Source organism: Staphylococcus coagulans, from assembly GCF_002901995.1.
Lineage (GTDB): Bacteria > Bacillota > Bacilli > Staphylococcales > Staphylococcaceae > Staphylococcus > Staphylococcus coagulans.
This window is the reverse complement of sequence record NZ_PPQN01000047.1, coordinates 1-16,094: the sequence shown is the minus strand read 5'-3', so window position 1 is coordinate 16,094 and position 16,094 is coordinate 1. Positions and strand designations below refer to the sequence as shown.

Annotated in this window: 14 protein-coding genes; all 14 read right to left on the bottom strand. The window is 35.6% G+C overall.

Going from position 1 to position 16,094, the window contains the following annotated elements; translation table 11 throughout:
- Window positions 1–238: 238 nt before the first annotated feature.
- A complete protein-coding gene (gene pgsA, locus CD118_RS09580; RefSeq protein ID WP_050345714.1) occupies window positions 239–826 on the bottom strand; it encodes a CDP-diacylglycerol--glycerol-3-phosphate 3-phosphatidyltransferase in 588 nt (195 codons plus the stop codon).
- 40 nt (window positions 827–866) lie between these two features.
- Entirely contained in the window at window positions 867–1,262 is a 396-nt protein-coding gene (locus CD118_RS09575) for a helix-turn-helix domain-containing protein (RefSeq protein ID WP_050331159.1), read from the bottom strand.
- A gap of 20 nt (window positions 1,263–1,282) precedes the next feature.
- Complete coding sequence (locus CD118_RS09570; protein ID WP_050345715.1) at window positions 1,283–2,128, bottom strand: DUF3388 domain-containing protein; 846 nt, start codon at window positions 2,126–2,128, stop codon at window positions 1,283–1,285.
- Window positions 2,129–2,182: 54 nt separating this feature from the next.
- Entirely contained in the window at window positions 2,183–2,887 is a 705-nt protein-coding gene (gene ymfI / locus CD118_RS09565) for an elongation factor P 5-aminopentanone reductase (RefSeq protein ID WP_103356626.1), read from the bottom strand.
- Window positions 2,884–4,173 carry an EF-P 5-aminopentanol modification-associated protein YfmH gene (gene yfmH / locus CD118_RS09560; protein ID WP_060830011.1) on the bottom strand — a complete coding sequence of 430 codons (1,290 nt, stop codon included), beginning with the start codon at window positions 4,171–4,173 and terminating at the stop codon, window positions 2,884–2,886. The genes ymfI and yfmH overlap by 4 nt, the downstream gene beginning before the upstream one ends.
- A gap of 1 nt (window position 4,174) precedes the next feature.
- Entirely contained in the window at window positions 4,175–5,440 is a 1,266-nt protein-coding gene (gene yfmF / locus CD118_RS09555; protein WP_103356625.1) for an EF-P 5-aminopentanol modification-associated protein YfmF, read from the bottom strand.
- A gap of 36 nt (window positions 5,441–5,476) precedes the next feature.
- Complete coding sequence (locus tag CD118_RS09550; protein ID WP_103356624.1) at window positions 5,477–6,193, bottom strand: GntR family transcriptional regulator; 717 nt, start codon at window positions 6,191–6,193, stop codon at window positions 5,477–5,479.
- 3 nt (window positions 6,194–6,196) lie between these two features.
- Complete coding sequence (locus CD118_RS09545; RefSeq protein ID WP_060830014.1) at window positions 6,197–8,560, bottom strand: DNA translocase FtsK; 2,364 nt, start codon at window positions 8,558–8,560, stop codon at window positions 6,197–6,199.
- Window positions 8,561–8,696: 136 nt separating this feature from the next.
- Window positions 8,697–10,370: a ribonuclease J2 gene (rnjB, locus tag CD118_RS09540; RefSeq protein WP_016424930.1), complete on the bottom strand. Its 1,674-nt coding sequence runs from the start codon at window positions 10,368–10,370 to the stop codon at window positions 8,697–8,699.
- A 369-nt stretch (window positions 10,371–10,739) separates the two neighbouring features.
- A complete protein-coding gene (gene pnp / locus CD118_RS09530) occupies window positions 10,740–12,839 on the bottom strand; it encodes a polyribonucleotide nucleotidyltransferase (protein WP_060830015.1) in 2,100 nt (699 codons plus the stop codon).
- Between the two features lie 149 nt (window positions 12,840–12,988).
- Window positions 12,989–13,258: a 30S ribosomal protein S15 gene (gene rpsO / locus CD118_RS09525; protein ID WP_016424928.1), complete on the bottom strand. Its 270-nt coding sequence runs from the start codon at window positions 13,256–13,258 to the stop codon at window positions 12,989–12,991.
- 102 nt (window positions 13,259–13,360) lie between these two features.
- Complete coding sequence (ribF, locus tag CD118_RS09520) at window positions 13,361–14,332, bottom strand: riboflavin biosynthesis protein RibF (protein ID WP_016424927.1); 972 nt, start codon at window positions 14,330–14,332, stop codon at window positions 13,361–13,363.
- A 15-nt stretch (window positions 14,333–14,347) separates the two neighbouring features.
- Window positions 14,348–15,265: a tRNA pseudouridine(55) synthase TruB gene (gene truB, locus CD118_RS09515; RefSeq protein WP_103356623.1), complete on the bottom strand. Its 918-nt coding sequence runs from the start codon at window positions 15,263–15,265 to the stop codon at window positions 14,348–14,350.
- Between the two features lie 80 nt (window positions 15,266–15,345).
- A complete protein-coding gene (gene rbfA, locus CD118_RS09510; protein ID WP_050331176.1) occupies window positions 15,346–15,690 on the bottom strand; it encodes a 30S ribosome-binding factor RbfA in 345 nt (114 codons plus the stop codon).
- Window positions 15,691–16,094 lie beyond the last annotated feature (404 nt).

Genomic DNA, 16,094 nt, shown 5'->3' with positions numbered 1-16,094 from the left:
TACAAAATCTTATTCACAACTTTATTATAGCTTGATATCCCTTTGAAATGGAACTAAACCGTTTTTTGTTTTACAGAATAATCCTTTTCAACTAAGTCTTCATTACAGAAGACTTGATCCATATATGAGCTTGTTGTTACAAGCAAAATAAAAGAAGAGTAAAACAAACAGCCCAATTCAACATTGTTCTCTTTGTTTCACTCTTAAAAGTTTATTCATCCTTGAGGTAATCATAAAATTAAGCTTTTTTATCTTGCAAAAAAACATCTCTACCTTTATAGAAATACTCAATACCTGATAAAATTGTAAAAAAGACACCAATATACAATAATATTTGACCTAAAGAAAAACCAATCCACTGGCTCAAAGGTTCACCTAGTAAAATGAAAACTAAGGCAACCATCGTTACTGCCGTTTTAATTTTTCCAAGTTGACCTGCCGCACTAACAAAGCCCTGTTCAATTTGTAAGAGTCTCAATCCTGTCACCGCAAACTCACGTGCAATAACGATGATGGCAACGACAGAATTCGTCAATCCAAGTTCTACTAAAACAACTAAAGCTGCAGAAACAAGAAGTTTATCAGCAAGTGGATCTAGAAATTTCCCCATATTTGTTACAATTTGCCATTTACGTGCTAAATAGCCGTCTAAAAAATCACTTAATGATGCGATAATAAAAATGATTCCACTAATTAAAAATTCAATTCGAATCGAGTGTCCCCCTATGAAAGAAACATTTCCCATTCCAAAATCAACAAGTGCAAACAACATAAATATTGGAATTAAGATGACTCGAAACAATGTGATCTGGTTAGGTATATTCATAATTATTCCTCTCTCCACTTATCTGTTTCTCTTATTACTATTATAGCACAATGGTTAATAGCCCCCAAAGTACAGCTGTGATACCAATCAGCATACCAATAATAATCGCAACTTTTTTCGGTTGCACATCTGTATTAGAAAATACTAATGCATCTTGATTTTGTGAGATTTGTTGTAAAATATCATGGGCTTGGTGTGTCATGGAAGGCAACTCTTCTTTATGCTTATCCATGAGTAATGAACCATCAACATTCACGGATTGCGCATATTTTTGTATAAAACCTCGTATATGATTGGGATGTTCAAATTGCTCAAATTGGTTGCGTTCAATGGCAACTAATGTTTGTCGCTGAATTTGTGTTCTTTTTTCTAATTCAGCTAAAGTCATTCCTAAACCTTCTCTTTTACTTTGCAGTACTTCACCGATTGTTTTCAACTTGTGCTCTCCTCCAAACGTTAGAACGAACCAAAACCATCACCAAAGCCGTCTCCGAAACCACCAAATGTATCTCCAAAATCTAAGTTATTTTTACTTCTAACGGTTTGCTTTTTCATTTCTTCATATTCGATGGTCTGATTTTCTTCGGTTCTTAATTCAATAATATAATCAAAATCATCCATAATATAATCGCTTGCTTCAACAAATAAATCAGGATGTTCAACGACTTTTACTGATGGCAACGTCATGACTTCTTTAACAAGCTCTTGGTGCTTTGGATTTGTTTCTCTTGCAGTAACCGCACCATCAATAATATACACATGATCTTTATCGTATTCACCTTTAATTAGTGAACTGCGAACCGTTTGTTTAATTAAAGTTGAACTGATGAATAACCATCTCTTATGCGCAGATACACTGCCAGCTACAATAGATTCCGTTTTACCAACACGTGGCATACCTCGAATCCCAATTAATTTATGACCTTCTTCTTTAAATAATTCAGCCATAAAATCAACGAGTAAACCTAAATCGTCTCTTTCAAAACGAAATATTTTTTTATTATGCTCATCTTGTTTTACAAAACGGCCATGTCTCACAGCAAGCCTGTCTTTTAATTCTGGCTCACGCAAGACTCTCAGGGAAATGTCATCAATTTCTTTAAGTAAAGTTTCAAAGCGTTTTACTTTCTCTTCACTATCGGATCTAATAATAAAAGCACGAATGGACTTATCAATACCGTTAATTGCACCAATATTAATTCCCATCATCCCAAGTAAACTTGAAATATCACCTAACAAACCTGCTCTATTAATATTGATACTATACTCTAGATACCATTCCCTCTTTTCACGTGTAATCATAAAAAACCCCCTTGCAACGCTTGCCTATACGTTATTTATTCATATTATAGCAAATTAACAATACCAGCCACCATTAATACGTTGAACTGTACCCGTAATGCTTTTCGCCTCAGAAGATAGTAAGTATTGCGTTGCATGTGCAATTTCTGTTGGGTCTATCCATCGGTGCTGTGGCAATGATTCGAGTAAATCCTCACGCGCTTCTTCTGATAACGCATCCGTCATACGTCCTGCAACAACGCCCGGCGCAATCGCATTCACTGTCACGTTCGTTCGAGATAATTCCTGTCCGAGTGCTTTGACAAATCCGATTTGCGCTGCTTTCATAGAGGAATATATGGTTTCAAAACTCGCCCCCATTTCACCCCAAATAGATGAAATGACGATAATACGCCCATTCTCACTTTGTCGCAATTGATCTACAAAAAATTGGGACATTTTAATAAAATGAAATACATGCACCATATAAGCATCGTGAATTTGCTGATCTGTCATATCTTGGAGCATGCCAAATAAACTTTGTCCACTCGTATAAATTAACACATCTAAATTTTGAATAAATTTTAATTTTTCTTCAAGTTGAATGGATTTTGTCAAGTCGAGTTGCACAAATTGAACCGGCTGGTTTTCGTACATTGTGACTAACTCATCAATAGATGTATTATGATAAGTCACTATAACTTCATAGCCACGTGAAAGAAGGTCATGCGTAATTGCACGACCTATATTGCCCGATCCACCAACAACTAAAGCTTTCACGATTTTTCCATCTCCAATCGACTATCGACTATCGCATCTAATTGAACACGTTTTTTAATAGTCGCATTCATCGTTTCTAGCGTAATACCTTCAATGATTTCCAACAATTCAAATAAACTAACACCATCAAAATAAAACTTTGTAGATTGATTCGCAATATATTCAGGGGCATTTAAACTTGAAATATACTCCCCTATAAATTGACGTTTCAATAAATCAAATGCTTTTTGATCTTTGACTTGGCCCATATTTGTTGTTAACTCATCAATCAATAATTTTTTTAATTGCTCAGGTTTTGATGTTGCAGAAGTAATTAATGAAAAACTATATGAGGGTTCTATCACCGTTTGATAATTAAATGTATCATCAATCAAGTCTTGATTAAGTAAGGCTTGGTAGAAATTCGTCTCTTCGCCATAAATCATCTCAAAGAAAAATGACATTTCAATATCTTCTTTAACACGTTGGTGTTCTGTGAAATCATCAACTGGGTGTTTAAGTCCAATCATTAATCGAGGTGATTGAATATGCATGCGCTCACTGACATTAGCCTGGACGACTTCATTACTTTCATTGAGCGGATCTCTTTCAATTTCCGGCTGTGCCTCAATTGCACGTGCATCTTCATGTTGTTTCACCAATTGCCCTATATGTGTCGGTTCAACATCACCAACGACAAATAAAACCATATTTGACGGATGATAAAAAGTTTCATAACAAAGATATAAATCTTCTTTAGTAATTTGATAAATACTTTCGACTGAGCCTGCGATGTCCACTTTAACAGGATGATCATGGTACATTGCGCGTAAAGTATTGAACATTAGGCGATAACCTGGCTGCTCTTGGTACATTTTTATTTCTTCAGCAATAATGCCTTTTTCTTTTTCCACTGATTCTTCAGTAAAATAAGGAGTTTCCACCATTTTCAACAATCTCAAAATATTGTCATCAATGTGATTTGTTGCACTAAATAAGTAACTTGTACGATCAAAGCTCGTAAATGCATTGACTTGCGCATCGTGCTCAGCAAATTCCGTAAACAAGTCGCCTTCTTCTTTTTCAAATAATTTATGTTCTAAAAAATGCGCAACCCCATCGGGTACACTAACAAATTGGTCTGACTGATGTGGTTTGAATCGATGATCAAGCGACCCAAATTGTGTTGTATACGTCACAAATGTTTTTTGAAAATCTTTTTTTGGAATGACAAAAAGGTTGAGTCCGTTTTCTAATGTTGTATGATAAACTGTTTCATCAATTTGCTGATAATACGTATGGTTCATATTAAGCTTCCCCCTTTGTCAAAATATAAATGGTATCTAAATGTGCATTTTGACATAGACGTTGAACATCTTGACGTGTCACCGCTTGAATGCGAGATTCAAATTGAGACTCACTTTCCGGTTCTTTAAGTAACAATTGGTTATGCATCGTTTCAATCATATGCTTAGGTCGGTCTTTTGCTTCTTTACGATTCGATAAAATAATTTTTTTGGCCAATGCCATTTTATCTTCCGTAAAATCTCCTGACTTGAATCTATTGAATGCTTCGATAATCGTTTCTTTTGCGAGTTCATAATCATCAACTGAAACGCCACTTAATACAAATAAGAAGCCATTTTTACCGTCTATTTGCGAATGGATGGAATAGGCTAAACTTTTTTGTTCACGCACTTCATTGAATAATACAGACGAAGGATCGCCACCAAACATCATATTAAAAACAATAAGCGTGTAATAATCAGGCTCACCGTATTGGGTTGGAAATCTAAATCCTATATTTAATTTGGCTTGATCGACTTGATCAGTCTCAACGATTTCCTTTACAGGTTGATCTTGGTTTATATCTTGACCAAATGAAGTTGACGCATATGTAAAAGGTTGAATATTGAACTCAGATTGAATATGTTGTACTGTAGCTTCTTCATCTACGTTACCTACGACGTAAACTGAGCAGTAATCATTTTCTAGCATAGATTGATATGTATGATAAATATCTGTTACTGATATGTCATCAATATTTGCAAGCTCTCCTGCCGCCATATAACGATAAGGATGATCACCAAACATATGTTTAAGTAACTGCAAGTATGCAAGTTGTGATTTATTGTCCTCAATGGCTTTAAGTTTTTTCTTTAATAAACGCTTTTCTTGCGCTAGAAAGTTTTCATTAAAAGCTTCATGAGAAACAAACGGATTTAAAATGACCTCTTTTAATAAAGCGACACCTTTTTCAAATAAAGGCTCATCATCTAATAGGTAACGTTCATTCACGATTTCTAAACTGATGGTGATCACATGTCGATCTTTATATTTAGATACATAGCTGTTCACATAAGCACCGTATAATTCTGACAAATATTGGTTAAATGCTTTATCAGTAGGATAGTTTTGTGTCGCGCGAACTAATAATTTACTCAATAATGCACGTTGTGTCATCGTCTCAACATCTAATGGCGCCATAAATTTAAAAGTCACTGTCGTCGTTTTAAATTTGTGCGTTGACATGACAGAAATTGAATTTGATGGTTCTTGTTGAAGCTGTTTCAAAGCAACTCCTCCTTTTAAAAAACTATAATTATTATGTTATAGACGTTTTCTTATCGTCCGAAACTTCACAAGGCTACTCTTGAAATAGTTTAAAGAGTATAAAATAGGTGTGCCGTCTTCAGTGAAATGAACTTGGCGTAAAAGCATTAATCCATCTTGCGGGTCTGACTCAAGGGCATCTGAGATATAAGGTTCGTAACTAATCGCTTCCATCTCAGTTTCTGCATAAGCAATTTTCTTTTGACTCACTGTCTCAACCGCTTTCAAAATAGAAGTCTGTTGATGATGCGTACCAAAATGTTCAAATACATTGGTCGCTACTTTATCTAAACAATAGACAACTGGGTGACCATTAGCCGTTCGAATACGTTCAACAACAGTAATTTGTGATTTAGGTTCGAGGTTCATCACTTTACAATCATCAAGCGATGCTTCTTCTTCATCGAGGCTTAAAAAGACGGTACCATTTTCATAACCTTTATCAGATATCATGCGTCCAATACTCATTAATTCATCTAAAGGATAAAAGAACGGCTGAGGTACTTTAACTCTTGCGCCCTCTTCAAAATTTTGTGTGACAATTTGTTCAGTGACGAGTTCATGAATCGCAACCTGAACGTCATCTGTCTTTACATTACATGTGCGTGCAAGTGCCAATAAACCCGGTAAAGATTCACCAGGTTTAATGCGCTCTTCTTCAATTTCTTTAAGTATCCATTCTTTCACAATATTAACGTCAGGATTTACCGACATGTCTTACACCTCTCCATCATTTAAATCAACTAAAATTTGTCTTGGCTTGCTCCCCTTTTGTGGTCCGATGACCTGATTTCGTTCTAGATCATCCATGATTCTCGATGCTCGATTATAACCAATTCGAAACTGGCGTTGTAATAACGAGGTACTTGCTTTTTGTTGCTCAATAACAAATAAATAAGCATCTTTGTATAATGGATCATCACTTTCCATATCCGCTTCATCCACTTGTGCATCTGGCTCCATCTCTTTAACGTAATTCGCTTTTTGTTGTGCGACGACGTATGAAACGATTTTTTGCACTTCATTGTCACTTAAAAATGCACCTTGCACGCGCGTACGCGTAGAGCCACCATTTTTAATAAATAACATGTCCCCTTTACCGAGCAGTTTTTCCGCGCCACCACTATCGATAATTGTTCGTGAGTCCGTTTGAGAGCTCACCGCAAACGCGATACGTGATGGAATGTTATTTTTTATTAAACCTGTAATGACATCTACTGAAGGTCGTTGTGTCGCTATAATGAGATGAATACCAGCTGCACGCGCCATTTGTGTGATGCGTGTAATAGCCGTTTCAACATCTTTACCTGCTACCATCATCAAATCTGCAAGTTCATCTACAATTACGACAATATAGGGTAATAATGGTTCTTTTTCATCCAACTCATTATTTTTTTGATTCATTAATGCGTTGTAACCTTCAATATTACGTGTACCTGAATGTTGGAATAAATCATATCTTCTTTCCATTTCTCCAACCACTTTTTCTAATGCTTGTGCCGCTTTATGTGGGTTAGTTACAACGGGAGTTAATAAATGTGGAATTCCATTGTATACATTTAATTCTACCATTTTTGGATCAATCATCATAAGTTTTACTTCATGTGGCTTTGCATTCAATAAAATACTTGTGATGATGCCATTGATACAAACCGATTTCCCACTTCCTGTTGAACCTGCGACTAATAAGTGTGGCATTTTATTAAGTTCTGCAGTAATCGGTTCTCCAGATATATCACGGCCTAATGCTACTTCTAATTTATTTTGTGTTGGGAATTTTTCATCTAATACTTCTTTTAAAGTTACCAACGCAATTTTATTATTAGGTACTTCAATACCGACAGCTGATTTTCCTGGGATAGGTGCCTCAATTCGAATATCTTTTGCCGCTAATGCTAGAGCGATATCGTTATGTAAATTAACGATTCGACTTACTTTCACACCTTGTGCAGGCTGTACCTCATATTGTGTCACAGCTGGACCGATTTTAATTTGCGTCACTTTCGCATTGACACCAAAATTTTTCAAAGTTGTTTCTAACAATCTTCCTTTTCGTTGGACTTCTGCTTTTGAAGTCGTCTGTTGTTGTTTTGGGGCATCTAATAAAGAAAGCGGCGGAAGTTCATACGCATGATTGGCCACCTCGCCCGCTTCAGATATACTGCCTTCAGCATCTGTTTGGTCTGAAGGGATGTCAACATTTTCATCTGCCTGATTAATCCTTTGAATTGGATTAGATTTTGTGTTGTTTTCTTGTTCATTTTTAGATGTTTGATGCCCGACATTCGAAGCCGTTTTATGTCCTAAAATTGGAATTGAAGGATAATCTGTTTGTATTTCATCTTCTGCTGACGAAACCTCTGGAAAATCAGATACGTCTTTGATTTGTTCATTTTTGGATTGTACATCAGCAAGTCGTTTTTGTTCTTTTTTCTCTTGCTTTTGTAAGCGTCGTTGCTCTCGATGATGACCATAACGATCATACACATGTGTTGTCGTCTGCTTAATATTTTCTAATCCAATCTTTGCAACATCTCTATGACGTTTTTTCAATAACAAAATGACACTCGAAATTAATAATATTAATGTGAGTATGACGATACCTACGATAGAAATCAATGGCGTTAAAATATGAATAAACATATAGCCAAGCAAACCGCCACCAAAATAGTTAAAACCATCCTTCTCATATGTGTGGTATATATAAGATAAAACAGGCTGACGTCTCGCTGCTGCATCCCCAATCATCATATAGTGCAATTGGGCTACAAATAATAGTGCAATTTGTAAAATGATTGACCCCGTTAGCCTTCTTGTTTTAGGTAACTTTCCATTATAAGCAAAAAAACCTGTCCCTAGTAATAACAATAGATAGGTCAGATAACGTGTTACGCCAAACAGATAATTAAAAAAGCTATCAATTGCAATACCCACTAATCCTAATTGAAAAATACCTAAAGTTAAAATAACTACAAAAACAATAGACAAAATAAATCTGAGTGGTGTATCGTTTTGCTTTTTTTTAGAAGTTCGTTTCTTGCTGCGAGACGTTTGTGATTTTCGTTTTTTCGTTTGCGGCATTCATCGTCACCTTCTACTTTCTATTAAATATGTAAAATACCTGTATGATGAAAAAAGCGAATCTACTCTTTAAAATGCGAGTATTTCAAAGAGTAAGATTCGTTTTCTTGTTTGAACATCACACTGGTTTAAACGTTTATATTTCTGAAATCACAGGAATAATCATTGGACGTCTTCGTGTGCTTTCAAAGAGCAGTTTACTTACCTGATCTCTCATGTTTTGTTTCATTTCAGACCACTCAATACGTTTCTCTTGTAATCCCGCTTCCACAATTTCACGCACTTTATCTTCTGCTTCTTTTAATAAAGCTTCACTTTCACGAACATAAACGAAACCTCTTGATTGAATTTCTGGACCGGCTGCAATGCGTCGTTTCTTTGGATCAAGTGTTACGACAGCAATAAAAATACCATCCTCTGCTAACAAATGTCTATCGCGTAAAACAATATTTCCGACATCTCCAACACCGATACCGTCGATTAGAACATTACCAGCATTAACTTTTTCATTTAATGCCATGTCTTCCCCATCAAAATAAATAACATCTCCAGCTTCAGCTAAAAATATCTTTTCTGGGTTGACGCCTGATTCACTAGCGAGTTTAGCGTGACTAATTTGCATTTTAAACTCACCTTGAATCGGTATAAAATATTCCGGCTTCATCATGTTTAACATTAATTTTAATTCTTCCATGCAACCATGACTTGAAGCGTGAATTTTTTTATTATTTGGAATCACATATGCACCTGCACGCGCTAACTCATTAAGTGTATTTGCGATAATCACTTCCATATTGGCAGAAGCTGTAATAGCTAAAAAGACTGAATCGCCTTTTTCAATATTCATGATTTTATGTTTTTGGCGTGCCATCTGACTCAACGCTTCAACTGGCTCACCTTGCATACCTGTTGCAATAATTATGACTTCGTTTTTAGGATAGTTTTCGACTTCACTCATCGGTATTAACAAGTCTTTTGGAATATTAAAATATCCCATTTTACGAGCAATGCTAAATGAACTTTCTAATGAACGGCCTAGAAATGATACTTTTCTATTTAATTTGCTCGCAATATTTAAAACTTGTTGTATACGAATAAAGTTAGAAGCATAACATGAGACAATTAAACGCCCTTTTACTTTTGCAAATGCATCAAACATATGGCTTTCAATGACATTTTCTGGCGTATTATAACCTGGTTTTTCCGCTTCAGTGGAGTCACTTAAAAGTGCAAAGACACCATTTTCGCCGATTTCTGCCATCTTTTTCATATCCGGGGCATATTGGCCATGTAAACTCTGATCAAACTTAAATTCACCTGTATAAACAATTGCACCGTAAGATGTATGGATACATACACCTAAACTATCCGGAATGCTATGTGTTGTGTTGAAAAATGTCACATTTACACCTTTAAAACGCATCACCGATTCATTATTAACTACATAATATCTAATTTTTTTATTAATTTGACGTGCTTTTAAGTTTTCTTTTACAAGTCCTATTGTTAATTTCGAACCATATACCGGTGCGTCTACTTGTTCTAATACGTATGAAACCGCGCCAATCGCATGTTCATGACCATGTGTTAGAAAAATACCTTTTAATTTATGTTTATTTTCTAATACATATTGAATATCAGGAATCACTATATCGATACCTAACATTTCATCTTCAGGAAACTTTAATCCTGCATCTAACATAAACATTTCATCATCAACTTCAATGATATACATGTTTTTGGCAATTTCTCCTACACCACCTAGCGGTATGATTCGTATATCTTTATTTTTCTTTTTTACTAAATTCAAAATTTTACCTCCTACTCAATATATAGCCCGTCCATTTTACATTCATATTTTATTATAGTTGATTATACAAACTCTGTACACTATTAAAGTGTTACGAGTGGAACAGAAAATGATTTGCTTTCTGCCGCTGAACCCATCAAGCATAACGTATGTTGTCATCGAAATGTTTTTAAAATCATTACAGCGTTGTTGTTTGTATTTGCTTTTGATCAAGTTAGCGCTATCAATGATTTCATCCATAGTTACTTTAATTTGTTTTTTCGATGTAATATAAATACCCCTAAAGCTGAAATTATGCACTTCAGCTTTAGGGGTTCGCTAAACAGAAACGACGTTGGTGGTTTGACACACCAATGTATTTCTAAAAACTTATTGTGAAATTAACACTTTATGAGATGCATTCACACGGCCTTGCTTGTCAATTTCAGTCACTTTTACATTTAATGTATCGCCGATTTTTAATACATCTTCTACTTTATTAATACGCTCGTTTGAAATTTGAGAAATATGAACTAAAGCATCTTTACCTGGGAATAACTCAACAAAAGCGCCAAATTTCTCAATACGTTTAACTTTCGCATCGTAAATTTGTCCGACTTCTGCTTCTCTGACAATATTTTCAATCCAACTACGCGCTTGATTGATCATATCTTGTTCCGTTGAGCCTATAAATACTGTACCATCCTGTTCAATATCTAATTTAACACCCGTCGCATCAATAATTTCATTGATTTGTTTACCGCCTGGTCCAATTACGTCTCGAATTTTTTCAGGCTTAATTTGCATTGTTTCAACTTTAGGTGCATAAGCACTTAGTTCTGTTCTAGGTTGATTGATGGTTTGCATCATATGATCTAAAATCGCTAAACGTCCTTTACGTGCTTGTTCAAGCGCTTCTTCAATCACTTCTTTAGTTAAACCATCTATTTTAATATCCATTTGAATCGCTGTGATACCTTCAGTCGTTCCCGCTACTTTGAAGTCCATATCACCTAAAGCATCTTCCATGCCTTGGATATCCGTTAAAATCGTATATTGATCATCACGTGTGACAAGACCCATTGCAATACCTGCAACTGGTGCTTTAATCGGCACTCCTGCGTCCATTAAAGCTAAAGTAGAACCACAAATAGAAGCTTGTGATGAAGAACCATTAGATTCTAAAACTTCACTTACAATACGCACAGTGTATGGGAAATCTTTTTCATCTGGAATGATATATCTCAATGCACGTTCACCTAAAGCACCATGACCAATTTCACGTCTCCCCGGTGCTCGAACAGGACCTGTTTCACCTACAGAGAAGTTCGGGAAGTTATAATGATGCATAAAACGTTTATGCTCTTCTTCACCCAAACCATCAATGATTTGATATTCTGAAATTGAACCTAGTGTTAAAACAGATAACGCTTGTGTTTGACCTCGTGTAAACAAGCCAGATCCATGGGCACGTGGTAATAAACCAACTTCTGATGATAAAGGTCGAATCTCATCTGGCTTACGACCATCTGGACGGATTTTTTCGTCCGCAATTAATCTTCTTACCTCTTCTTTGATTAACGTATTAATAATCGCATTAACTTCTTTTAATAAAGCCTCATTTTCAGGATCTTCTTCGTCTTCAAAGTTTGCAAGGACACGTTCTTTAATCATATCAAGGTTTTCTTCGCGCTCTTGTTTTTCAACCGTTTGAATCGCTTGATTTAGTCCTTCATTTTGAGTCATTTCAGTTACAGAATCAATAAGCGTTTGATTTTTTTCTTCTGGAATAAATTCTTGTTTTTCTGGTTGTAAATGTGCAATGATTTCTTCTTGAAATGCACATAAGCGTTTAATCTCTTCGTGACCAAATAATATCGCTTCTAGCATCTCAGCTTCAGTAATCTCACTTGCACCTGCTTCAACCATGTTAACAGCATCTTTATGGCCTGCAACTTCTAAGTCTAGACGTGATACTGCTTTTTGCTCTAAGTTTGGATTGATGACATATTGGCCATCAACTAATCCGACATTTACCCCTGCGATAGGACCTTGAAATGGGATGTCAGAAACACTCAGTGCCATTGAAGAACCAATCATTGCTGCCATTTCAGGAGAACAATTTGGATCTGCACTTAATACTGTGTTAATGATTTGGACATCATGACGATAGCCATCAGGAAATAATGGTCGTATCGGACGATCAATTAAACGTGCAGTTAATGTAGCTTCATCACCTGGACGTCCTTCTCTCTTTTTAAATCCACCCGGAATTTTCCCAGCCGCATACATTTTTTCTTCATAATTAACAGTCAACGGGAAAAAGTCACCATCACGTGGCTCTTTTGAAGCTGTTGCTGTAGATAGTACAACGGTATCACCGTATCGAACGAGTACAGCACCATTTGCTTGTTTCGCCAATTGTCCAGTTTCTATTGTTAACGGTTGGTTTGCCCATTCCGTCTTGAAAACCTTTTTTTCTTGAGACATGATAAATCTCCTCTCCTACCTCTTTACATTTCGTACCCTTTTACTATCAATATTATAGCTTACATTTTTGCCATTTAATAGTAAAAAAAAGAGCCGGGTACGATAATTGTCCCAGCCCCATTGATTCGTCTTAATTTAACTCTCTAAAATTAGCGACGGATACCTAATGATTTAATTAATTCACGGTAACGTTGGATGTCTTTGTCACGTAAGTAGTTTAATAAGTGACGACGACGACCAACCATTTTTAATAAACCACGACGTGAGTGGTGGTCTTTTTTGTGAATACGTAAGTGATCGTTTAATGCACTGATTTCTGCAGTTAATACAGCGATTTGTACTTCAGGTGAACCTGTATCTGTTTCGTGTGTACGATATTCTTTAATTAATTCATTTTTACGTTCTTGTGAAATTGCCATTTGTCAATTTCCTCCTTTAATTGTTAATTGTGCCTCTATCTGAGTCAGGCGTCGGAGTCTCAACCTACCAAGATAAAGGTCTCTGTCCTAATATCAATAGACTTAACTATTATAAGATACTTCATCGTCAAAATCAACAGCCAATAAATATTTTGCACGTTCTTTATCCTGATTCATTTGGGCAACAAGCGGGTCTATGCCATCAAATTTCAGCTCTGGTCGAATAAAATGATGCCAATAAATAGTGACACGTTCGCCATAAATATTTTCTTCAAAATCAAAAATATTTACTTCAATAACGACTTGAGGCAAATCTTCGTGAAATGTAGGTTTCACACCAATATTGCATACCCCTCTATACACTTTTTCTTTCGAACCAATGACTAGACTCACTGCGTAAACGCCTTTTGTAGGAAGAACGTAATCATCACTCGGTTCAATATTAGCAGTTGGGAAACCAATCGTTCTGCCTCGTTTTTCTCCTTGAACAACTGTTCCTTTAATACGATAACGATATCCAAGTTGTTCATTGGCCTTTGCTAAATCACCTGATTTTAACGCGTTTCGTATAGCAGTCGTTGATATTTTCTCATCATTCAATTCTTTTTTTCCTACTGTAATACATTCGAATTGCGATTGATATTCTTGCATCATCGCCATGTTCCCTTTGCCATATTTACCAAATGTAAAGTCAAAGCCTGCAATAATTGCGCGTGCATGATTTTTTACTAAATAAGACTGAACAAATTCATCAGGCGATACTTCTGCAAAACGAGATGAAAAGTTAACCACGAGACAGTAATCAATATCATATTCGCCCAATAAAGCAACTTTGTCATCTAAAGGGGTTAAATAAGTAGTTCTTTTTTGTTTTGGATTCAATACAACTGATGGATGTGGATCAAATGTCATAACCGCTTTTTTGAGTCCCTTTTCTTTTGCAGTCGCTTCTAATTGTTCTAAAAGTGCTTGATGACCACGGTGTAGGCCATCAAAAAATCCCAAAGCCAACGCAATATCTTCTTGTATATATTGGTTGGGTTGGATGGGATGTGTAATTTCAATAACTTCCATAATCGATAATCTCCTTTAATTAAAAACCTTTTTAGGCTTTATTTCCTCTTGACGAGATGGATGTCTTTCATAAATGGCCATAACACGACCTGTTTCACCATCTATCATAACAATTTGGGAGTCAAAAGAAACATCAAATGCATTTTTTAAAAACTTCTGTCCATTTTTAATTTTTAATTTTAAAACTTCATCCATGACTTGATATATAGGTAAAGCTTTCAGACCATAGATGATCGGCAACAGTTTTTCTTGTAAACGTTCTTCTTCATGTAGCATTTCAATTTCACTCAAACTTAAGGCTTGTTCTAAAGATAAACCACCACTCACCGTTCGGGTCAGACGTGACATATGTGCTGGGACATTTAATGCTTTTCCAATATCTGTAGCTAGTGTACGGATATACGTTCCTTTACCACATGTCACTTCAATTTCAAAACGTATCATTGCATCTTCAAAATGCAACTCTGACAACCGTGCAATGTGTTCAATATAAATTTTTCTTTCCGGTCGCGCTACGGTTTCACCTTTTCTTGCATACTCATAGAGTTTTTTTCCGTTTACTTTTACTGAAGAATACATCGGAGGAATCTGTGTCGTCCAACCTTCAAATTTTTGCAAAACTTTATCAATTTGCTTAGCATTAATATCGGATGGTTGTAATCTAACTTGCTCTAATACATCACCAGTTTGATCTTCAGTCGTTGTGGATAAACCGAGTGTGACCTCAGCATGATACGTTTTACCCATTTCCATGACATAGTCACTGACCTTTGTGGCTTGTCCAATACAAACGGGCAAAACACCATCCACTTCAGGATCTAATGTGCCAGTATGGCCGATTTTCTTTGTATTTAGAATTTTACGCAACTTAAAAACGACATCGTGACTGGTTAATCCGCGTGGCTTATTTACTGGTAAAATGCCGTGGTACATTTCATCTACTCCTTTTCACAAAAAAACTAGAATACGTTGATTCCTTCAGAGAATCAGGCTACGTATTCTAGCGCATGTTGTTAATCTCTCTTGTTTAAATCTTGAATCAACTGCTCAATACGATTACCGTATTCAATGGATGCGTCATATTCAAATTGCAAATCGGGTACAATTCTAAGTCGCATACGTTGACCAATTTCTGATTTAATAAAACCTTTTGCTTTTTCAAGACCTTTAAAAGTATCTTCACGTTCTTTATCATTGCCTAAAACAGTCAAATAAACTTTTGCTAATGATAAATCATTTGTAGGTTGAACATCAGTAATTGTTAAAAATCCAACTCTTGGATCTTTCAATTTGTTATTGATAATGTCCATTAACTCTTTTTTCATCTGTTCACCAACACGTTCTGCTCTCATATTCATAGTTATGCCTCCTTTCACTTTATTCGTAGCGTTTTCCTCATTTACACATTATAAAGGACATCCTAAATATGCGTCAATCTAGTTTACCATCGCCCTAGTCTGCCTTGAAATAGATAGTAGCTCATCTTTTATATTCTGCACTAAAGTCAGACTTGAACTTTCACATTAAAAAATACACTTTCCTGTATTGTAAACATATTAAACAAACAGAAAAGTGTATTGCTATAACTCATTTATACATTATCATGCTATTTGTTCGTCGTTTTTACTTCCTTCATTTATTATAATTTATTTTACATTTATCCTTTCAGCTTGTTAGTCTTTGTTTTAATTTATTTTCTCACGTAAAAACTGCACTTACTTAACCATAAGCGCAGTATATACTCTGTCTCTTATACACATCT

What these genes read in the sequence shown, in the direction of transcription:
- pgsA (WP_050345714.1), bottom strand. Translation starts at nt 826, where the DNA reads ATGAATATACCTAACCAGATCACATTGTTTCGAGTCATCTTAATTCCA.
- CD118_RS09570 (WP_050345715.1), bottom strand. Translation starts at nt 2,128, where the DNA reads ATGATTACACGTGAAAAGAGGGAATGGTATCTAGAGTATAGTATCAAT.
- yfmH (WP_060830011.1), bottom strand. Translation starts at nt 4,173, where the DNA reads ATGAACCATACGTATTATCAGCAAATTGATGAAACAGTTTATCATACA.
- CD118_RS09550 (WP_103356624.1), bottom strand. Translation starts at nt 6,193, where the DNA reads ATGTCGGTAAATCCTGACGTTAATATTGTGAAAGAATGGATACTTAAA.
- CD118_RS09545 (WP_060830014.1), bottom strand. Translation starts at nt 8,560, where the DNA reads ATGCCGCAAACGAAAAAACGAAAATCACAAACGTCTCGCAGCAAGAAA.
- pnp (WP_060830015.1), bottom strand. Translation starts at nt 12,839, where the DNA reads ATGTCTCAAGAAAAAAAGGTTTTCAAGACGGAATGGGCAAACCAACCG.
- rpsO (WP_016424928.1), bottom strand. Translation starts at nt 13,258, where the DNA reads ATGGCAATTTCACAAGAACGTAAAAATGAATTAATTAAAGAATATCGT.
- ribF (WP_016424927.1), bottom strand. Translation starts at nt 14,332, where the DNA reads ATGGAAGTTATTGAAATTACACATCCCATCCAACCCAACCAATATATA.
- truB (WP_103356623.1), bottom strand. Translation starts at nt 15,265, where the DNA reads ATGTACCACGGCATTTTACCAGTAAATAAGCCACGCGGATTAACCAGT.
- rbfA (WP_050331176.1), bottom strand. Translation starts at nt 15,690, where the DNA reads ATGAATATGAGAGCAGAACGTGTTGGTGAACAGATGAAAAAAGAGTTA.